13 protein-coding genes are annotated in these 21,073 nt (G+C 60.2%); 4 read left to right on the top strand and 9 right to left on the bottom strand.

Annotated elements, in window-relative coordinates; translation table 11 throughout:
- Nucleotides 1–46: 46 nt before the first annotated feature.
- From JJE66_RS35330 to JJE66_RS35340, 3 genes are all read left to right on the top strand, one after another.
- Nucleotides 47–1,585 (top strand): hypothetical protein, encoded by a 1,539-nt coding sequence (locus JJE66_RS35330; protein ID WP_200520415.1) that lies wholly within the window; start codon nt 47–49, stop codon nt 1,583–1,585.
- Complete coding sequence (locus JJE66_RS35335; RefSeq protein WP_200520416.1) at nt 1,582–4,455, top strand: lipopolysaccharide assembly protein LapB; 2,874 nt, start codon at nt 1,582–1,584, stop codon at nt 4,453–4,455. Before JJE66_RS35330 ends, JJE66_RS35335 begins: the two co-directional genes overlap by 4 nt.
- Nucleotides 4,456–4,553: 98 nt before the next feature.
- Complete coding sequence (locus JJE66_RS35340) at nt 4,554–4,745, top strand: hypothetical protein (RefSeq protein ID WP_200520417.1); 192 nt, start codon at nt 4,554–4,556, stop codon at nt 4,743–4,745.
- A 164-nt stretch (nt 4,746–4,909) separates the two neighbouring features.
- Here JJE66_RS35340 and JJE66_RS35345 read toward each other — a convergent pair whose 3' ends face one another.
- From JJE66_RS35345 to JJE66_RS35385, 9 genes are all read right to left on the bottom strand, one after another.
- A complete protein-coding gene (locus JJE66_RS35345) occupies nt 4,910–5,929 on the bottom strand; it encodes a patatin-like phospholipase family protein (protein WP_200520418.1) in 1,020 nt (339 codons plus the stop codon).
- Nucleotides 5,930–6,037: 108 nt separating this feature from the next.
- Nucleotides 6,038–6,451: a hypothetical protein gene (locus JJE66_RS35350; protein WP_200520419.1), complete on the bottom strand. Its 414-nt coding sequence runs from the start codon at nt 6,449–6,451 to the stop codon at nt 6,038–6,040.
- A 110-nt stretch (nt 6,452–6,561) separates the two neighbouring features.
- Entirely contained in the window at nt 6,562–9,831 is a 3,270-nt protein-coding gene (locus tag JJE66_RS35355; protein ID WP_200520420.1) for a hypothetical protein, read from the bottom strand.
- Nucleotides 9,832–9,837: 6 nt separating this feature from the next.
- Complete coding sequence (locus JJE66_RS35360) at nt 9,838–10,659, bottom strand: hypothetical protein (protein WP_200520421.1); 822 nt, start codon at nt 10,657–10,659, stop codon at nt 9,838–9,840.
- Nucleotides 10,656–12,359 (bottom strand): 4Fe-4S dicluster domain-containing protein, encoded by a 1,704-nt coding sequence (locus JJE66_RS35365; protein WP_200520422.1) that lies wholly within the window; start codon nt 12,357–12,359, stop codon nt 10,656–10,658. The genes JJE66_RS35360 and JJE66_RS35365 overlap by 4 nt, the downstream gene beginning before the upstream one ends.
- Nucleotides 12,360–12,389: 30 nt before the next feature.
- Nucleotides 12,390–13,403, bottom strand: coding sequence for a cytochrome c family protein (locus JJE66_RS35370; protein WP_246756817.1), 1,014 nt, complete (start codon nt 13,401–13,403; stop codon nt 12,390–12,392).
- A 63-nt stretch (nt 13,404–13,466) separates the two neighbouring features.
- Complete coding sequence (locus JJE66_RS35375) at nt 13,467–14,747, bottom strand: 2Fe-2S iron-sulfur cluster-binding protein (RefSeq protein WP_200520423.1); 1,281 nt, start codon at nt 14,745–14,747, stop codon at nt 13,467–13,469.
- A gap of 42 nt (nt 14,748–14,789) precedes the next feature.
- Entirely contained in the window at nt 14,790–16,325 is a 1,536-nt protein-coding gene (locus JJE66_RS35380) for a hypothetical protein (RefSeq protein ID WP_200520424.1), read from the bottom strand.
- A gap of 81 nt (nt 16,326–16,406) precedes the next feature.
- Nucleotides 16,407–18,593 carry a multiheme c-type cytochrome gene (locus JJE66_RS35385; protein WP_200520425.1) on the bottom strand — a complete coding sequence of 729 codons (2,187 nt, stop codon included), beginning with the start codon at nt 18,591–18,593 and terminating at the stop codon, nt 16,407–16,409.
- A 739-nt stretch (nt 18,594–19,332) separates the two neighbouring features.
- Between JJE66_RS35385 and ccmI the strand changes: the two genes are divergently transcribed.
- The gene (ccmI, locus tag JJE66_RS35390) at nt 19,333–21,018 is read left to right on the top strand and encodes a c-type cytochrome biogenesis protein CcmI (protein ID WP_200520426.1); all 1,686 of its coding nucleotides are present in this window, start codon (nt 19,333–19,335) and stop codon (nt 21,016–21,018) included.
- The last annotated feature ends 55 nt before the right edge of the window (nt 21,019–21,073 follow it).

Below are 21,073 nucleotides of genomic sequence, written 5' to 3' on the forward strand. Positions count from 1 at the left end.
AGACTATCGAAGATTTTATCCTTCGTTCTCTGTTTCAATTATTGCGATGCTGCCGATGATTAATGGGGCTGTGACAGCATTCTTGTCCTATGCAATCAAGGACAACCGATCAGCTCCCGGCGATACCGCTGGAAAGGGCGGCTTCGTGAAGGCGCTCGTCGATTCCGTCGAGTATCATTTCGACTCCGACCCCACGGGACCACTACTTTGGTGTGATTTCGATCATATCGACAACACCGAGCAATTCGAAGCGCCAATTGTAGACGCCATTGGTCGATCGTCCTATTTTGTCATCGTTTTGTCTCACCACTGGATCGACAGTCCCTATTGCCGGAAAGAGCTCGATCTCTTTCGGGAACGATGGAAGCACGAGAGCGATTTCGATTTCGGACATCGTATCATACTTGTGCACAAGGCTTGGGTTCCGCCCGAACGACGTCCGGATATCCTTCCCGAAGTGCGCGGGTTACGCTTCTATTCGAGTTCACGCGACGGCGTTGAAATTCCGCATTTCACGCGTGGCGAAGGCAATCGAGAGTTTCACGACGCCGCCGCGGAGCTTGCCCATGTCCTCAAGCGGAGGGCCAAGCATCGACCGGGCCAAGTCGATACCGCCACACGAACTCTGCAGAACTTGTCAGCTGCGCCGAAGGTCCCGCCAAAGTCCGGCCTCAAGGTGTACCTAGCGAAGCCGGCAGCCGACATGCGCGCGGGGTATCGGCGCCTGTACAACGACCTGACCAGCCATGGTTGCCATGTCGCTCCCGACCTGGATGCCGAAATTCCAGTTGATGCATCGGCCGTCGCCTTCATTGACGACGCATTGCGGGATGCGGTCATTACCGTTCATCCAATCGGCCAGAAGCCCGGTTATGCGCCCGACGAGCTTGACCCGATTGTCAAGCTGCAGCTGAGCCGGGCAGCCAACAGAGCTGCCGAAAACGTGGACGGATCATTTCGGAGATTTGCGTGGATACCGAGGTTTCTCGAAGACGCGACGGGAACGGCCAGCGAGCGTGATCCGATCGAGACCTTCAAAGCATTTGGCCGGCAACTTGCGAGCGACCGGATCGACGGCAGCAGTGTCAGCATCTTCTCCGAATGGGTACTGCAGTTTCTCGACTCGCTCGCCCAACCGCAGGCCGAGCCTCTCGTCGATGGCGAGGTTTATCTCTATCACCACGAGCTCGATACCGACTATGCGATCCAGCTCGCCGACCTGCTCAGAGAAAACGACATCAGTTATGTGATGCCGGCTCTCCTGGCACCCGACACCGAGCGCGAGCAGCACCACAAGACCGTTCTTGCCAAATGCAGCACGATCATCATGTGCTGGGCCAACGCGTCTGAATGTTGGGCGAGAGCAAATGCGCATGAGTTCGCGGATTGGCGAAAGCTGCGCCGTGCGGCTCAATTCTCGTCTCGAACGTTGATTGCCGGTCCACCCCCACATCTCCGTAAGGAGGATCGCCTGCTCCGACACATCTTTTCGAACAAGGAGATCGACTTACTCGTCAATTGGACCGGTGTCGAGATTCCGACGAACGAAGAGATGCGTAAAATCATCACGCCCGCTCGACGATGATTCAGGCGATTGGAGAGGCAAACCTGTGTGAGACGACCGCGGGACCCCCCTTCCCCGGACTCCGTCCATTTTCGTATCGTGACCATAAATATTTCTTCGGACGCGATGAGCAGATCTTCGAACTCTACCGCTTGTTGACGCGCCATCATTTCATAGCCGTCGTTGGCAGTTCCGGCAGCGGAAAATCATCTATCATTCGGGCTGGCCTCCTGCCGGTCCTCGATCGCGAGAGCGAAGAGCGTCGGCACCGGGTGTGGCATTGGACGACGATGAGGCCCGGTCTCAACCCGATCAATCGCCTTGCCGGCGCGCTCGCGACCGCGGTCCAGCCGGCGGGCGACAGGTTCTTATCCGCCCGTCGGGACAGAATTGCTTCAATCCTGCGGTCGTCGCGTGCCGGCATCATGGAGTCTCTTTCCGATGTCGGCGTCGAACAAGGTGCGGAGTTGGTCATCCTCGTCGATCAATTCGAGGAGTTGTTCCGGTTTCTGACTCCCGCGCAAGCGGTGGCAGACCGCGCCGAAGTTGCCAAACGCCGCGAAGAGTCGACACACTTCGTGCAGTTGCTGCTTGACGCCACGCGATCTCACGACAGCCCTGTCCGCGTCGTCTTAACGATGCGTTCGGATTTCATCGGCGACTGCGCGCGCTTTCAAGGGCTCCCCGAAGCGGTTAGTGCTGCGCAGTTCCTTGTGCCGTCGCTAACGCGCGACCAGCGTGAGGAAGCAATCCGCAAGCCCCTGGAACTCTCGAACACGTCAATAGAGCCGACGCTCGTCGAACGTCTCCTCAACGACAGTAGCGACGAGCTCGACCAGCTGCCGCTGTTGCAGCATTGTCTGGCGAGACTGTGGACCTGCGCAAGTCGGAGCATGCATCCGGAACCGGCTGAACCTCCGACATCCGGCCCGCCGCGAGGCCCGCATATCACCGAGCAAACTTACCGCGATGTCGGCGGGACCATGGGGGCCATCTCGGGCCATGCCAACGAGATTTTCGCCTCGCTACAGGGGGCAGAGACAACCATCGAGCGCATCTTCCAGGCGCTCGCTGAAATCGACAAAGACGGCAGGATCATCCGGCGCGCACGCAGCCTCAATCAACTGCTCGCCGAAGCGGGCCAACCCGCCGCGGAGATGTATGCGGTCCTCGACAAGTTTCGTGCGGACGAGTGTTCGTTTGTCGTTCCGCCGTTGTCCTCTTTGGAAACGACTGAACAGCTGCCGACCGATACGATCATCGACATTGGGCATGAAGCACTGCTCCGCTGCTGGGAACGAGTATGCGGCGAGCCCGGAGCGACCGGAGAGCGGTCTGATAAACGTGACGTTGGATGGCTTCGGCGCGAGCAGAAGGACGGCAACCACTACTTGTTCCTGCGATCCTGCCTCGACCCCGACAGTCCTAACGAGTCCGGTCTCTCGACCGACCAGACCCGGCGATCCTGGACGTGGTGGCAAAGGCGCAAGCCTAGCGAGGCCTGGGCGGCACGCTATGGCGGCGCTTTCGCTGAGGTCGAGAACCTCGTCAGGCGATCATTCCTCGCATCCCGCAGGTCAGGTCTGAAGCGCCGGGCCGCATATGCCGCGGTGGCGCTGGTCCTGCCGGCAATTATCATCCTCTCCGCAATTACGATCCAAAATGCACACGAGACGGCAAGTATTTTCCGCGTCACTGCCAAGTCCGCCAAACTCATTTCGCACAACATTCTCGAACAGTTCAACAATGGACGATTAGGTTTGGTGGGTGCCGAGATCCTCCACCAATCAGCCGACGATCTCTACCAAAGCGTCCAACATATCAAAGAGACAACCGAAACGGCAGCGTTGCGTACTGAATGGCTTCTTGCCGAAGCCGATATTGCCGATGCCTTCAACAAGCCGGATCAAGTCCGTAACTATGTTGAACAGGCGCTCAAGAATGCGAAGCGCCTCGCCGCGCTCGACCCGAATAACAGGGACTGGCAAGAACTTCTCTACGAGTCCCTTTTTCGAAATGGCGATCTGGAGCTGACCAAATTTTTGAATCTGGGCAAAAACGAATCTGTAGCCGACCGTGCTGCAGAGAGCGCAATGGACCACTATCTTCGGAGCCACTCCGCGGCTGAAAAGATTGCCTCGCTCGACATCCCGCCGCCCGGTCACTTCGAAGTCGCAGACGTCATGCGATCTGAGGACGACACCTTCCGCCTTGTTTTCTCGACCAACAAGATCGGCGAAGCACTTCTGGCGAAAGGAGATTTTTCCGGGGCTCTTGCGAAGTTTCAGGAGGCGCTGGAGAAAGCGGCAGATCTCGAATCCAGCGCAAAGATGGATCGGCGGCTTCAGTCCGCGTTCACCCGGTTCAAGATAGCCTCCGTCCTGATTTCAGCGCAACCGCCGAACTATTCTGCTGCCATTCTCCGATATAACGAGGCCATTGGCATCGAAGAACGAGCACTTTCGGCCGCCCCGAAGAACCACATCGTCCGATCGAATCTAGCAGCCGCCTTGACCGCACGTGCCCACGCTTCATCCAAGATGGCTTCGCCAGGCCGAGCTGCCGTCGATGCGGCAGAAGCAGACTTTACCCAAGCGGAAGAATTGCGCAGGAGCCTCGCCGATGAAAATCCCGACAACCCGCAATGGCTCGAGCGTCTCGCACAACTCCGGAAGCTGTATGGTGAGCATTTGGCGCAAGCGGCGCATGTCGATGGTTCGCTGGTCGACCAAGCGATCGGCCAGGTCGGCCGCGAGATGGAAGTGCTCGATCGACTTAGAGAGATCGAACCGGCGGCGAGCGATTGGCGTAACAACCTGACGTCATGCAGGAAGCGGCTAAATGACCTTCAAGCCCTCGCCGCGGCATCCGGATCCACCAATCGGCATTGACCTCGATCGCAGTTTTAGGGTTTGGCTCAACCAAGGATACGACGACAGCAATCTTGCAAATCCACCGAGGGATCTGCGACCGGCCAGGGAGGGCAAAGATGAGTGAGGCCACGGTAGAAGAGTTGATCGCGAATACCATCCACTGCTCCCTGACCGCCTACCCAGAGGGCGATGGCGGCGCCAACCTGGACTACAACTTGATCCCCCGCGACCAGAGCTTGCACATCGCCCAAGCTATCCTGTCCGACTTGGCCGCCGGTGGTTTCGAGATCGTCAAGAAGGCGCGGTAATTCCCGTCTCCATCATTGTCGCGACGGACTACCTGACCGACGCGGCGCTGGATCCGGTCGCCAAGCTCGTGCGCGGAAGAGCAACGACGGATGTGTCCGAATCCTGCAAATTCCGGCGCAAGGCGATAGCCAGCCGCTAGATTAGGATCGGCCGCACGCCGCGCTTACAAATATCTGGCGGCGATGTCGATGGTCGAGCGAACGCCAACATGGCTGAAATTGGCCTGCAGCCAGTTCTCGGCGCAAACGCGGCCCACATCGCGCAAATGGATCAGGAATTCCCAATCGACGTTGAACTTGCTGGCGGCGCCGAGCTCCTTCATGATTGATTCAGCCTCGATTGCGTGGATCAGCATGCTCTTGATCTCCTCGCCACGCAGCAGTCCGCTGCCAACGAGCCTGTTGGCGAAGGCAATCGCTCGCATCTCGCGCATCAGCGACGAATTGAAGCTGATCTCGTTCAGCCGATTCAAGATGTCGCTCGCAGTTCGCGGAATTTCCTCACGTGAAATCGGATTGATGTGGATGATGACGACATCTGTCGACTCGCAGCCATAAATGACCGGAAAAATTGCTGGATTGCCCATGTACCCGCCGTCCCAAAAGGCCTCGCCGTCGATCTCGATCGCCTGGAAGAGCAAGGGCAGGCAACTCGAAGCAAGAACGGCCAAAGCCGTGAGTTCATGGTTCTCAAAGACCTTCACCTTCCCAGTGCGCACATTCGTCGCACAGAGGAACAGCTTGACGATGCTCTCGTTGCGCAGTCGTTCAAAATCCACGGTCTGCTCGAGAACGCCGCGCAGCGGGTTGTAATTCAGCGGATTGATCTGATACGGCGACAGCAGGCGCGTCATCATGTCGAAGAAGACAAAGGCCGGCGACGTTTCCAGCGAACGACCTTTCGTGAGGCGATCGAACAGAGTCGGCTGCAACGGTCCCCAAACACCGAGCTCACTGACGCGACGCCAATACTCCGCGAGCGCGCGCCTTGCGCCCTCGCGACCGCCTGTCGTCAGGCCGTACGCCATGACCACGGCATTCATCGCGCCGGCGCTGGTGGCGCAGATCCCCTCGAAGGATATCCGCTCGTCTTCGAGCAGACGATCCAGGACGCCCCAGGTGAAGGCGCCATGCGCTCCACCGCCTTGCAAGGCGAGGTTGACCGTCTTGTGTGCGGAGGTCATCTGGTCCAGTGCCCAACGGCCAAGCTGCCTCGCCTCGAAGCCGGCGCTATCGAAGGACTGCTTCGGCCCTCAGCGGTCCTTCGGCACTTGTCGAGCCTGCGTTGTCAATCAGCGCGACTTGCCGCCGGAGCGGCTTCCACACATGCGCGGACTGTTGTCGATCCGCCTCCAGGCGACACCCTTGGGAACACCATCAAACTGAATGGTCGCGCCGCAATCCGAGGTGTTGGCGGCGGTAAAGTTCCATGCCGATGTCGTCGAGAAGTAGATGCTCCCGGAGCCCGCCACCGTCAGCACGCCCGTGGCAGAACCGCCCTGACCGGCAAACCGCCATCTTTTATACCCGGTGGCGTATTCAGGCAGGTTGCAGACCGCCGCGGTGTAGTTGCACGGCCCCTCGCATTTGTAAGTGCCTTGCAGATTGGCCCAAGGATCGGGACAGGCATTTTCCGCCGATACCTCGCTCCCTTGTACAAGCAGCAAAGCTGCCGCACCGACGACAATCGCGGTGACAACTTTCATATCAAACTCTCCCTCGTCCTATCGTCTCGTCCTCTGTATCGCTTTCGAACTGGCATTGCGTGACGGAGCAGCAGCGGCCCCGGCACCCGATCAGGTCGGCGGGTTTGCGCCTATTCGATCCCATAGCGAGCGAACTCCTCGACGATGGACGGCTGGATCTTTTTCGCGGCATCGATGTCGACCTTGGCGCCGGCAGCTTTGCCGCTGCGCCGCTTAGCGATTCCACGACCATAAAGCGCGGACACACGCTTTGGATCGTGCAACAACGCCGAGGTGTAATCGGCAATTGCCTTCTTGTAAGAGCCGAGTTTCAAATTAACCAGGCCGCGGCTGTCGAAAGCATCGGCAAAATTCGGCGCAATTCGCAGCGACGCGTCGCAGTCGGTGAGCGCCGCCTGGACCTCGTCGAGCATAGCCAGTGCCCAGCAACGGTCGTTGAGCGCGCCCGCATGGTTCGGATCGCGGCGGATCACCTCATCAAAGTCCTGGATGGCGAGTTCAAACTCGCCCCCGAGCGCCCGCTGCAGCCCACGTCGGAAAAGACCGTCCGGATCAGCAGGCTGGGCGGGAGCAATGCTGTTCGACGGTGCGGGCGTCGGAGATGCAGAAACGCCCGGTGTGACCGCTGCCGATTTGACTGATGTGTCCGGCGACAAGGTGTCGGGTGCGGAAGGCCGGGCATTTTCAGGTGCTACCGGCTTGGGAATGTCGGGGGTGACAATCGCCGGCGTATCGGACGCCGCGGGGTTGAGCTTGGCGATCTGTTGGACCGCCAGGTCGTGATACTGGCCCGCGGGATAATTGGTCACGAAGTTATCCCAGGCCTGTCTGGTCCCAACCTCTTCCGCGCTCGCGTAGTCGCGGCGCGCGGCGGCATCCGGATCTGGCGCCGGCGCCGGCAGGGCAGTGTCTGCGGCCGGGACCGCCGGTTCGCCAAGCGCTGTCGGAATGACGGGCGCCGGAGCGATCGAGCTGACGTCGGGGACGTGATAACCGTGGCAGAGCGTGCAGCTTTCCCAGGCGGTCTGCTGGCTGTGGCATTCGGCGCAGACTGCCTTGTCCAGGTGCTTGAAATTCGACGTGTAGTTGACCGGATCGCCTCCTTCGTAGGTCTTCAGAAATTCGCTCTCATTAGGCTGCAATTCGTGGCACCTGACGCAGGTCTTGGAGCCGATCAGCTCGACGTGCGGCTTGTGAGAGTAATTCGTGAAGCGGTTATTGATCGTATTCGGGTCAAACGGCTGCCAGTTTACAATCTTGGCTTTGCCATGGTCGTCTATGCTGTGGCACTTGGTGCAGCGGCCGACCGCATCCTTCGGCGCCAACTCATCAAAGATCGGCGTCATCTGATCGTGAAGGCCGCTGCCATAGGCCCGGCCCGCAAAGTCGAGCCAGTTCTGCAGGAACTGATCGGCATGGCCGGTCGGGCGATAACGGATCGTGAAATCCTCACGATACCAGCCGCCAGTCTGTGCCCAGGTCTCGGGATCGAACGGGATGGGCATGGCATCGGTCGGTTTCTTGGCTCCGGCACCTGCGTTCGCATCGCCTCCGCTAGGCGTCGAACTGTCATCGCCAGTTGCTGACAAGGTGTTGTCGGCGGCGGCCTTGTCTCCCGACAGAATGTCGTCCTTGTTGCCTGGGGCAAGAGCGTCATCCTTGTTGGCTGGCGCGAGGATGTCGGCGTTTTTTGTCAAGGTGGACGTGTCGTCCTTGCCTGTGGCGAGGATGTCGGCCTTGCTGTCACCGGCGTTTCCTCCGGGAGTGAGGATATCGTCGGAAGATCCGGCACCGGGCGCTACAGTCGCAGCGACGGCCTTCCCGTCGCCGCGAGGCGAGGAAGGCGGCGGAATCGCCGCGTCATTGGCTGGCTTTTCCGGCGGCTTGAAATTGCCGGTTGGCTCGCCGCGGGCATGCCGCTGCAGATCGTCCTGCAAATCGGGGAACCATTCCTGATTACCTGCCATGACAACGTCATGCGACATGCCACCGGTCAGCGCAGCCATTTGGAGGCTGTCGACTTGCCTGCCGGATTTGTTGCCGGCCAGAGCCCTCATCGCCGCTGGATTCGCGGTCTCCAGGCGGCCGAACAGGCGCTTCACCGCCCATGCCAGCGCCCCAACCCGCGCGAGGTCCTGATCGCTGGCCTTGCTCAGATCAAGCAGATTCAGTTCCGCCACAGCGGATACGACGTTCTCGCCGTTGGCGTCCAAGAGCAGCCGCATGAAAGGGGTCAGAGCTGCTTCAGAGTCTTTGGGCCAGTTGCCGATGTCGACGCCGTGTTCCCTCAGCGTCGCAACATCCAGTCCGGGGACCGCGATGACGTCGATGCCCTTGGGCCCGCTGACCCGCGTGGCTCCGTTGATGTCACCGTTGTGACAGCCGGCGCACATGGTTTCGAACGGCTTCACCACCATGTATCTCTTCCGGACACCCGGCTGATGGCAGTCGGTGCAAACATCGGGCACAATCTGCCCCGCGACCGCAGCTTTCACGGCTTCCGGAAAGTGCTTGGTCATATGCGATCGGTGATCGAAGATGATGCGCGGTCGCCGTTGATACGGATATTTCGCAAACTGCGGATGCGAATTGGCAAACGATCCGATCTTCGACACATGGCAGGTCTGGCAGCGCTGATTCGAGACCTTCTTCAGGTCCGTAAACACGCCTTGATGCTCCTCGTGGCAGGTCCCGCACTGAATCTCCGTGTCGGCCCCGCGTGGAGTTGCGGGAAAGACGGCGCGCTGTATCAAGCTCTCGGGCGGCGCGTCTTTCGACTTGCTCCGAAGCGTTTCGGTGAGCCGCTTCAGGTCATCGACCGGATGCGTATGCGGTCTGAACGGTTCAGCTCCCATGACGTGGCAGGTCACGCATAAATTGGAGTTCTGCCGCGGCTCGACCGCGGTGACCAAACGATGCAGCAGATCGACCCGGCCGGACCGGGCGCCGGCATGGCAGGTCGAGCAATCGGTCAAGCCTGCATGGTGTGAGGAAAGCTTGCCCGGCATCATGAAATGGCGCCCGGCTTCGCCTCCCATGACCAAAACCAGAAGTCCGATCGTCAGCGCCATTGCGGCGAACGTAGCGCGCCTGCGTTTCGTCCGCAGGCTCGGGCGCGGGACGCAGCGCTCTAGCGTCATGCAGCACTGTCCATCCGGCAGCGGCCCCGCCTGGCAGGGCCCCCCGGCATTGGCGGATCGCCGGCATTGCCAGCGATCGTTCTCCAATCGGGGCTGGCAGGCGGTGGTCACGCAACACCGACCGTCGGCTCCCGGGCCCAGATCGCACGGCTTGCCGTCCGCCAAGCGCCCGCAAACCCACGCATCCTGCGGACGCTCGTACTTGCTCTCCTTGAAGCCGAATTTCTGGAGGACGATCATGCCGACCTAACTCGCCGCAAAGGCGTATTCCAACGCCACATGGACTGCGATCGCAACCAGCAGCGCGTAGGTCGCAGGGACATGCACGAAAAGCCAAATGCGCAGCAGCCCGCCATTGCTGTAATGAAAATCGAGATTGCTCTTGGCCTCGATGAGATCGCGCATCTTCTGCAGGCGAGCCTTGCCGGGTTCGTCGAGATATCGCTCAATGGCGGACAGTTGCCCGACAAGCCGCGCCTGCGGCACCTTCGATGCCACCAAATGCGCGAGAATGTTACGAGGCCCCGCAAAGAAGTCGCTCAGGGTGTCGATATAGAGCCTGGCAATGCTCCGGGTGTTGCCGTCCTGGACCGACTCCCGCGCGATCGCCTCGGCCTGTTCCGCCAACTGGGCCCTGAACAGCGGGATGCGATCGAACAGGATCCGCTCCCCCTGCGCCTCGAGGCGCGGCGGCAGGATCTTGCTCATAATTGCGCCTGCCAGCCCACTCAGGGTGACAAACATCAACAGGCCCCAAAGCAGCCAATGCAACAGAGACCCGGGCAGCTCAAATCTGGTGTGGACGACGAAGACCGCGATCGTCAGGAAGCCGACGTAATAGTGCACGAGCAGCCAGAACCTGACACGACCGAAGGGAAGGATGACGACCTTCTTGCGCCAACCCAGCAACATCATCACGGTGATGCAGGCAAACAAACTCCACCCGCTGAAGAACTGGACTTTATGCAAGGCAATATCACGCCGGGCATTCTCGAAAAAGAACAGCGCGAACGCGACACTCGCGACCGCCAGATTGATCGCAGTGTTCCTGCTCAACAATGAGGTCAACCGAGCCACGCCAGCAACTTTCTGGAATCGCGAATGTCAACACGGATCAGGGCATCGTGGGGACAGGCCTGGGCGCAGGCCGGTCCCGTCAATTGATCGGCGCAAAGGTCGCACTTGGTGGCGCGACTGATCGTCAGGCCTTCGCTGTCGAGCAGGAAAGCGCCCGACTTGTCGCGGATGTCCACCATCTGAATGTTGTCGTAAGGGCACGCATTGGCGCAGGTAGCACAGCCGACACAGGTGCCGTCATTGATCACGACGGTCCCGGTCCCCTCTTCGCGGTGGATGGCGCCTGTTGGACAACCTATCAGGCAGACCGGATCGGTGCAGTGCATGCAGGCATTGGCAACCATGAGGTTGTGATGCGAGAAGCCGTGCCGCCTGAAGCGCGGATTGTTGTCGTGTGCCGTGGCGCAAGCCTTCACGCAATCGTCGCAGCCGACGCAGCGATCGAGGTTGATCGCCATCGCTTTCTCGCCGTTGATAAAGCGATGATCGACGAGAAAATCCATCATCTCCTGCTGCATCTTCAGCGCAACAGGCTCCCGTCTCGACACGGCCTTCTTATTGTTGCGAGGACGGGCAGGAAGGCCCGGAAGCACGTATTTGCACACCAGTTTGGTCGGAATCCGAATGATGTCGACATAGCCGATGGCGCGCAGACTTGCCTTTAACACCACGCCGGCGTCTCCGGCTGCGATGGACGCGATCTCGTCCAGGCCGAAAACATCGTTGACGGACAGATGATCAATCGCCTGCTCGCCGTAGTCGACGTGCTCGGTCACTCTGGCAAAGCCCCGGCTAATCAATAGCAAGCCGTCAACATGGGCCCCCTGCTCGCTTATCACGGTTTCCTGTTCGATCACGCGGCTGACGTCGCTCTGCCTCTCTTTCTTGAAGCGATGCGTCCAATCGGTGTTGCCGTAGGTTTCAAACAGCGATTCCCTTGCAATCTCGTCCAGCGCTTGTGCGTCCAAATGACGAAGAATCGGGCTTTCCCGCAGTCGGCCGACCAGACCGCGCTCGCGATAGAGCTGATCTATGCGCTGACGGAACGCCGTGGACCAGGTGCGGATGTCGCGAACACCCTGCCATCGCAGCTCGAACAAAAGCGTGTCGTTCTCGGCCGCCACGACAGTGGCCGTGCGCTGCCTTCCAGTCAGCGCGGCCAGCTCGCCAAAAACCTCGGTCGCTCGGAGAGCGACCGCCGAAAACCGCTGCTTGGAATCATCGATTTCGATCTTTCCCAGTCCGCTAGGCACAGCCGATTCGGACGCCACCGGCCTGCGCCCGCGCTGCCGCCGCCGTGTCGGCCTAAACTCGGGAGGCTTGGCACGCGCAAGCAGCTGCGCGATCGATCGCCACCAGCTCACCCCACGCTTTGGCGTCCGGGCGGCGCCCGTCTCGGACTCAATCGAAGGGAGCGTGAGGACGCCACCTTCCAGGACGATAAACAGCGAATTGCCGTAATCGCCTTTGCGGATGATCACCTCCCCGCGCTGGAATTTTCGCAAGCGCCCGTCATTCGCGATGATCTTATCGAGCGGTAGCCATGCCTGGAACTCGGCCGGGTCGACATTCGCGAAGCTTGGCAGCGAGAGAATGCGGGCTACGGTTTTGCCGTCGAGCGGTTCGTCGCCGAACGGTTCATCCCATCGGCGATTACGTTCTTCGACGAGCTCCGAGACCGGCTCAGCCATTTCGGTATGAGACCTCTTTAGTTTGAAACTTTAGTTTGAAACCTGGCCTTTGTATTTGTCGGCGCCGGGGATGTACTGGTCGACCGCGGCGAAGCCCGAGCCATCGTAGCCCTTGGAGAACTTCTGGCCCAACTCGGAGACCTTGCCGGCCGCCGCGACCAGCTCGGCCTCGTTGTTCAGCTTCAGTCCGGCGCCCTGGCCCACGTCGGCAATCGCCTTGAGCTCCGGCGCATTGGGCAGGACATTGGCCAGCGCGGCAACGGCCTTGCGCGCGACGTCGGCTCGCGTTGCCATTTTCAATGCATAAGTGTCCTTGGCGGTGGCTTTGCTGACGCCGATCAAAGCGGCTTCCAGCTCGACCACGCGACCGACCACGAACAGCATGCGTTTGCGAGCCTGCGAAGCTTCCGGATTCGACGCGCCCTTGTTGAACCAGACGTTGTGGCGGATTTCGCCCTGACTCCAGCTCACAAGTTCGAAGCTGCTTCCGGCGGCGTGTCCGCCGACATTGACGAGCTTTTCATTCGGTACGACGTGGCAGGTGAGGCAATTTTTGGCGAGAGCGTAGTAGTTTGTCGGACGGATCATGCCCGCCGCCTCGGACTTCTCCCATCGCTCGGCGATCTCGGCCTTTGTTTCCTGCCCTTCCTTCTTGCCGCTGAACCCGGAATGCACCTTGACCCAGTCCTTGGCTCCGGAATGGCAGGACTCGCACGAAATACCGGCAATCACCTTGTCGGGTGCCTGAGTGGTAAAGTGGCAGTTCAGGCACAGGCTTTCCGATTTCAGCCGCTTGACGCCCATCTTCTCCGCTATGGCATCTGCGTCCTTGTTGTTGGGAAGGTCCCGAAACGTCGTGAAATGATGGGTTCGCTGCCAGATCGTCGCTTCCTTCTTATGGCATTCGGCACAGGCATTGGGTCCGACAACCAATTCGGGATCGGCCGCGCGCGCGACGGAAACTCCGATTCCAGCGAGAAGCATCACCGTCGCGATCCGCGCCAGCCAGACGGGCGCCACCAAATTCGTCGGCTTGATTGTCATTTCCGTCTCCCGTCCATCAAGCGGGCGGTCACTTGCCCGCAGTATCCGATCTGATCAGTCGCTTTACGCATCCAGGGTGATATCTGCGGTCGGATGCGCGATACAGAGCAGCGCCGAACCGGGTGCCGGATCGGTCGCCGGTCTGACGAGATAGTTTACGCTTCCACGCTTGACAGCCGTAACACAGGTGCCGCAGTTACCCGCCCGGCATCCCGAATTGATCCTAATGCCGTTTGCCTCGGCCAACTCGAGCAAGCTCCCCGCCTCCTTGGTCCAGACCAGAGATCTACGCGACCGCGCGAGTTCTACCTTGAATCCCGCGGCAGCCTCTGCATCCGATTCCGGCCTCTGGACCTTCTTGACCGATCCGGGTCCGAAGGCCTCGAAGTGGATATCCGCCTCAGGCACCCCCCATTCCGAGAGCGCCTTGACCACGGCCTCCATCATCGGCGGTGGACCGCAAATGTAGAACTCGTAATTCGACGTATTCAGATAGCGCTTGAGCAAATCGATGCTCAGAAATCCCTTGCAGTCGTAATCCTCACCCTCGATGCATTCGTTCGTCGGGTCGGAATACAGCGTAACGGTGTGGAATTGCTTCCGGTTTGTGTTAGCGACAGCCCGGATTTCGTCGCGCAGTGCGATGTCGTTGCCGTTTCGAACCGCGAGGAAGAACCATGCCGTCCGTCTGCTGCCGGTATCGGCCAGCCACTTGAACATGGATAAAACAGGCGTCAGTCCTATGCCGCCCGCAATAAACACGACAGGACGTTCCGAAGCGGTGTCGAGATGGAATTGGCCCGCGGGCGCCCTGACATCAACGATGTCGCCTTCCTTCAGGCTCTCGTGAAAATAGCTCGAGGACAGACCGGCCGGAATGTCGGGTCCTGCTTTTGGCGGTGGCGGTATGCGCTTGATACTGACCCGGTATCGATCACGGGCGAGCGGGCTGTCGGACAGAGAATAGCACCGAACAACCGGGACGGGATGGTCAGGTACTTTCAGCTCGAAGGTCAGGAACTGCCCCGGCAGAAATGGGGGCAAGGCCCCGCCATCGTGCGGCGCCAGATAGAAGGAGCAGACATCCTTCGCGCGGTTTTCGATCTTCCGCTCCACCAGGCGAAACTTCCGCTTGCCAGACCAGGTCAGTTCGGCTCGCTCGTGGGAAGCTTTGGCGCGACGAAGCAGGGCGTCACTCTGGACCTTGAAGACGGCAAGCCTTCGACGATCCATCTGCCGCCTGCGAATGGCATGTCCGACGTCGGCGAACAGCGTTACACCCGCCTGCAACAGCACGGCGCCGATGATGAACAGTCCGCCGAATTGTAGTGCCACAGCCAACATGAGCTGCCCTTCCGAATGGCCGGGTCATTCCAAAAAGAAAAATCAGAATCGTGTCGTCGTTCCTACAGCGGCACCATACCCGAAATGCTGCTCGAGCGTCTCCAGCACAAAGCCGTTCACATGAACGCTGGTCCTGCTGTCGACCGCCTGCACATACTGAGCGCCGATTGCCACGACGCTCTCTCTGACGCCCCGTATATCGCCGCTGGTAAATCCCTTGCCGGCGAGTTCAATGGTCAGCTGTTTCCTGGGACCGAAGAACTTTTGGTAACCAATGGCGCCGCCGAAGGATGCGCTATATGCATCGCTCGGAAGCGGCGAACCGGCCAAGCCCGCAGCCAGCGGGCTGAACAAGATGCCGGCGCGTTCCAGAGGACCGGCGACCTGGGCGCTGCGGGCAGCCGAGGTGTAGTTGCCAAACGACGAGAAAACGTTGGCATAGAGAATGTCGTTCGAACCTTTCTGTGTCTGGGAGATTTCCGCCAACAGCAGGACGCCGTCATTGACCCATGGCCCCTTTGCATCGAGCGCCGTCGAGGTGTTGATCCTGAACGCAGTGTTGATGTCTCCGAAACGCTGTGTCGATGAAGCGCCCCAGAAAACACCCGAACCGCCCCTTTGTACCCCAGCCCAATCCCGCGGATTGTCACTGTTGACGAAGGCGAAGTCGAACGTCACGACGTTCCTGCGGAAGTCCGTTTCAGTAAACACACCGAGCAGTTGGGCTGAGTGATCCGGCAGGGGTTGAGCATCGCCGCGCCGGAGGTCGCCCCAGCCGTAGACTCCGGTCACACGGATGTCCTGAGTGAGGCCAGGTATCTGGATCGTATCCTTCGTGATCCCCAGCGCCTGGATGTTGTCGTTGATCATGATTCCTTCTTGGAAAAAGATCTGCTGCTTGCCGACGGAGAAACCGAAATCGAGGCCCCTTCGGTCGTCGGGATCGATACCCGGAAACAACTGGCGCGTGTCGCCCTCGAAGAAGAAAGTCTGGATATTCGGGTTGAACGCGTTGACGAATTGCGTGCCCTGCCCATCGACGTTCAGTACGCCGGTGCCCAGATTGGGGCCTTGCGAGAGCGGGCTAAATCCGATGACCACCCGCTCCGTGGGCGTCAGCTGCAAATGGCCAAAAATATCAGCCCGACCGGACCCATATTCCCGGCCAGGGTGGACGCCGTCGTTGAACACCCCGGCATTGCTCTGAACGGAGCCGAACACCCAGAAGGCCGGCTGCCACACTGCGCCGGTGGGGATCTTGAACCCCGACTTGATGTTTCCAGGTCCCAGGAACGGCTCGTTCCACTCGATGATCGGCGGATTTCGCTCGGGCAGCTGCGTGTGTTCCTTCAGCAGCGGCACCGGCTTTTCGCTCAGGCGGCTCTTGCTGTGGGCAAGCTCGGCATGAGTCGCCTCGGCATGGACCGCCTCCTCACCTTGAGGCGCCGGCCTGCGACGGACGCTCGGCTTCTTCTTGCCCATGTGATCTGCCTCGGCGGCCCCTGATGGCGCCGCGGCAAGCGCGGCGACCTCGGTGGACTCCTGCTCGGCCGGCCCGGCTCCGGCGGGCGCGGGCATGCCAGCCGCCTGAGCCAGCGCGGCTCCGCAAAAGATCAGCAACCGGCCCGTTCGCATGCCACCCAACCCCCGTTGCCAGACCTAAGGCAAAACCACGTCGGCGCTTCGTGTCCTGACGGCTACGCTTCCATTGACGACCGCACGGGCAATCTCGGCGGGGCTCATGTTGTAGTCAAAACCGCCGTCCTTGACAGTATCGATCAAGTTGCTCGGTATCATCTGCGCGATGAACCGGACCGTGATCTTGTAGCGTTCGCCGCTCCTGAGCTTCTCGGCAGGCACGGTATAGGTGGCGGTCCGCCGCCCCAAAGGCTCGATGGTCTGCTTGTGCTTGCGCGCACCGAGCGGGTGCCCCACGAGAACCGTCGCCCTGGTTTCCGGCCGCACGAAAGGCAGCACGTCGGCCGAAAGATTGGTTGGCAGAACCTGCTCACGTTCGCCGCCACGAAGCGTGCGCACCAGGAAGATCGATTGCAGATTGAAGAGGTCCTTGTCCTCCTCCAACTCGCCGTTGTGCACGTATATGGAATGAGTGTCCCGGACATCGCCGTTGGGATCGCGGTCCCCTGAGACATAGACCTTGTTGCCGCGGCTGTCGGTGACGGTGACCTCCAGGAAGAAGAGACGCTCAGCGTCGAACCCCGTTGGCACGGCGTGCCCTTGGGTCACGTTGATGACGTCGACGGCAAACTGGAGGCCGCCGGTATCCCGCCTGAGAACATTGATGTCGCTGAGTTGGATACCGTTGCGCAAGACCTGCAAACGGAGTTGGCGCACCTTTGCCAGACGTTCGAACTGCGTCTTGATGATGGCTCGCGCGTCGTAGCGCTCGTCACGGGACTCCCAAGCCTTGGGAAATTTGTAGTCCTTCGGGGCCGCTTTCTCGAATTCGTCGGTGCCCCATCCGGCCTTGTAGTTGAACTGCAGCCATTCCGCGAGCGACTTGAGCTTCTGCGCGTCGACGTTGAACGGGAATATCCCGGGATGGATCACCGAATAGTCGGGTCCGGCGAAGGTATGGTTGGTGATCTTGCGGTCCTTGGTCGGCACACCGCCGACGATTGCAGCCGGCCCGAAATCATAGCCCGACGCGACACCCTGCACCCGGCCCATATGGCAATCCTGGCACTTCTCGCCTCTCTCCTTGATCGCGGGCGATGCCTTGAATTCGGTGAAAGCCTCCTCCAGCCTGAACCCATTGAGCAGCGTGACATCGTGGCAGCTTCCGCAGAACATCGGCTTCGTGAGAAAGAACGCCTGCTTGACCGAGCCATGGATGGCGCGCCCGGGCTGATCCTTGGATGTCGAAACGCGGTACTCTTCCGGCTTGCTCAGCACCCGTTTGAGCTCAGCGCCGCCCTTCGGGCCGTAGACCGGCGAATAAATGTCACCTTCCACGGTCGCCATCCGCGCGCTGATCTTGCCGTATGCTTGATTGACCCGGTGGCAGGCCACACAGGTAATCCCTTCCCGGGACGCCGGCGATCGGTCGAGGTTGGAACCGTAGACTGACTCGTTGAGGTTCATCCCGAGCGGTGTATGGCAGCGAATGCAGAAATCGCCATTGGTGCCGCCGCTGTTGATATTGATCTTGGTCTGCATCGCGTTGAACACGACGCTGACTTGAGCATAGGCGTGCTGTGAGACCGACCATTCCTCGAATTGCTTGACGTGGCAGACGGCGCACGTGCTCGCCGACGGATACTTGGTCTCGAGGAACAGCTTCTCATGCTCCGCGTCCGCGGCCTTTCGCCTGGCCTCATCATCCGCCTGTTTCTTTTTCGCCTCGTCCGAATCCTTGGCGGCACCTGGCGCGACCTTCAGCGCGTCTGCGGGATTGTTGGCGCCCGGTGTCAAGAGATCGTTGCCGCCAGGGGCCGGGGTCAGCAAATCGCCGCCACTCGGCGCTGGCGTCAGCAGGTCATCCCCGGCAGGCTTGTTGGACCCGGACGGGGCCGGCGCGGGAGAAGTCTGCGGGATCAACAGATCATCGTTGTTGCCCTGGGCAACGATCTGACGTGGCCGGCCTGTGGCGCTAGTGACATCTGCCAAATAGTCTCGGAGCCGAATGATATCAGGAGCCGAAGCGCCGCGATTGTGGGGCGAGGTCGATGGCGGTTTGCCGCCAGTGACTTCGGCCCAGTATTTTTCGAGCCGGGCGAGATCGGTCGCGGCCGTGCCATGTACAGCCAAGGCATCAGATGGGGAGCGGGCATCGACTGTGACCGGCAGCACGGAACCAGCCGAGGCGGCAATCAATGCGGCCACATGCCAAACTCGCCTTCCAATCACGCGAGCCATAATCAAACTACCAATCGCTATCGGGCTTCACGCAAAAATTGTGCAACGAATTCGATGAAGCCCCTGAATAAGGAAAAAGGATACCCTTAACAAATGACAGTCCGCAAACAAAATTCTTGGCCCTCCCGGGCAAACCGCGCGCACTGGAGCAGGTTTAAGAACATAATCGATGCCGGAAGCTTGGTCTGACGGACTCATCCTTCGATCGTGCGTAGATTCTCCACGAGTTGTGCCTGCCCGGCAACAGTCGATCTTCGACCGGATGGTTCGAAGAGCAACGCGTGCACATTCCCTATGCATCTGACCATTTCGAGCGCGGTCGAACTTCAGCACAAAGACACCCAGCGGCTGCAGCCCGTCGCGGAACCCTACCCGCCGTGCGATCTCGAGGCCCGCGTCGACTTTCTCAACGAACACTAAGGTCACCAGCACCGCCGTCCCGCTGAAGCGAGAGCCGATCCGATGCGCCGCAATCCCAAAACGCCGCCCCAAGCGCTGCTTGCGGCACCAAGGGAAAGCGGCTTAACTCAGACCAACCGATTGGTCGGAGCTTCCACAGGCGGCGCCGCAAGATGTTGCAATCCATTTGAGGTCGGACAGCCGGCGACGCGTTGTGTGTCGAACCCGTACTTGTGATGCCGCAACCGGCCCTTGCGTATCACATCGGGCAGCCGTGGTCCGGCGGCGCTTGTTGGTCTGAAAGAGCATGATGCCACTCTGGCTCGTTCTGATGTTGATGACGATAGCAGCTCTCGCCGCCGTCGTTTGGCCGATCGCGTTTGCCGGTCGAACCGCTCCGTCCGGCAGCGACGTCGCGGTCTACAAGGATCAACTCATCGAAATCGATCGAGATCGAGAAGCCGGCTCGATTGGCACGGCAGACGCCGACGCGGCACGCCTCGAGGTTTCGCGCCGACTTCTGAAGGCGGCCGAGGCCTCCGAGACGCCTAACCAATTACCGGTCGGTGGTAGTAACACCAAAGTGCGCCGGCTCACGGCACTCGCAATGGGCATGGTGTTCTTGCCAACATTTGCCGGCGGCATGTATCTCCGGCTCGGCTCGCCTGGCACGGTCCGGATGGAGGTTGCTGATCAAACCACATCCTCTTCTGATGATGTGGTTGACGGCATGGTCGCTCAAGTCGAGAGCTATCTGAAGGGCAAGCCGAACGATGGACACGGCTGGGAGATTCTTGCTCCAATCTACATGCGGATGGGGCGATATGACGATTCGGCGCGCGCTTGGCAAAAGGCCATAACTGGCCTGGGCGACAGCTCCGACCGCGAGGAAAATCTAGGCGAGGCCCTTGTTGCCGCTGCCAATGGCGTCGTGACGAACGAAGCCAGGAGAGCGTTCAATCAGGCGCTATCGATCGATCCCACCAGCGTCGACGCCGGTTTTTACATCGGACTTGCGGCAAAACAGGATGGCCGGCCGGATGAGGCGGCCAGGATCTGGCGCGGTCTGATCGACACCGCGCCACCTGATGCAGACTGGCTCGATACCGTTCGCAACGCACTCGCACGCCTCGATGCGCCTTCAGTCGCAGCCGCGGACGATGCTTCGGCGCCTGAGAAGCAACAGGATGCCATGATCAGGTCCATGGTCGAGGGATTATCGGAGCGCCTCAAAATCAATGGCGGAGATCTGGATGGCTGGCTCAGGCTTGTGCGCTCGTACAAGGTCCTTCGTGAGCGCGACAAGGCCGACGCCGCCATCGTGAATGCACGACGCGCGCTCGCGTCGGATCCCGAGAAACTAGCCCGGCTCGAAATGGGTCTGGCGAGCATCGATCGCCCGCTCAATGGCGTTTCCCGGGAGGTTTCCAAGCAACCTGCCCCGACGACAGCCGGACCGGCCGAACATGACAGCGCTCCGGTGCAGGCCATGGTCGACAAGCTGGCCGAGCGCCTGAGCAGGAAGGGTGGTGACGTCGATAGCTGGCTGATGCTGGTACGCTCATACGAAACTCTTGGAGAGCACAAGAAAGCCACGGCCGCGACTGCACAGGCCCGGTCGGCCTTTGCCTCCGATCCGCAAAAGCTCGTTGATTTCAACCAGCGCCTGGGCGCGATAGATGATGCTTCAGGCCCGCCTGTAGCGAACATGTCGCCGCGACGGGACAATCCGCCAGCCCCCACCAATACGTCTCCGACTGAGGAACAACAGGCGATGATCAAAGGCATGGTCGATCGCCTGGCCGACCGGCTGACGCGGAATGGCAACGACGTCGATGGATGGATTCAACTGATGCGTTCTTATGTGGTCCTCGGTCAGCGGGACCAGGCATCCGCTGCGGCTCGCAGCGGCCGCGCGGCTCTCGGCAACGATACCGAAGCGCTTAATCGGCTGGATGCAGGCGCGAAAGGACTGGGCGTAGACTTGCCATGACGATCGCTGACGCGACGAAGTGACAATGCGCTGCCGTTCGTCAATCCGAACCTAA

Source organism: Bradyrhizobium diazoefficiens (genome assembly GCF_016612535.1).
Taxonomy (GTDB): domain Bacteria; phylum Pseudomonadota; class Alphaproteobacteria; order Rhizobiales; family Xanthobacteraceae; genus Bradyrhizobium; species Bradyrhizobium diazoefficiens_C.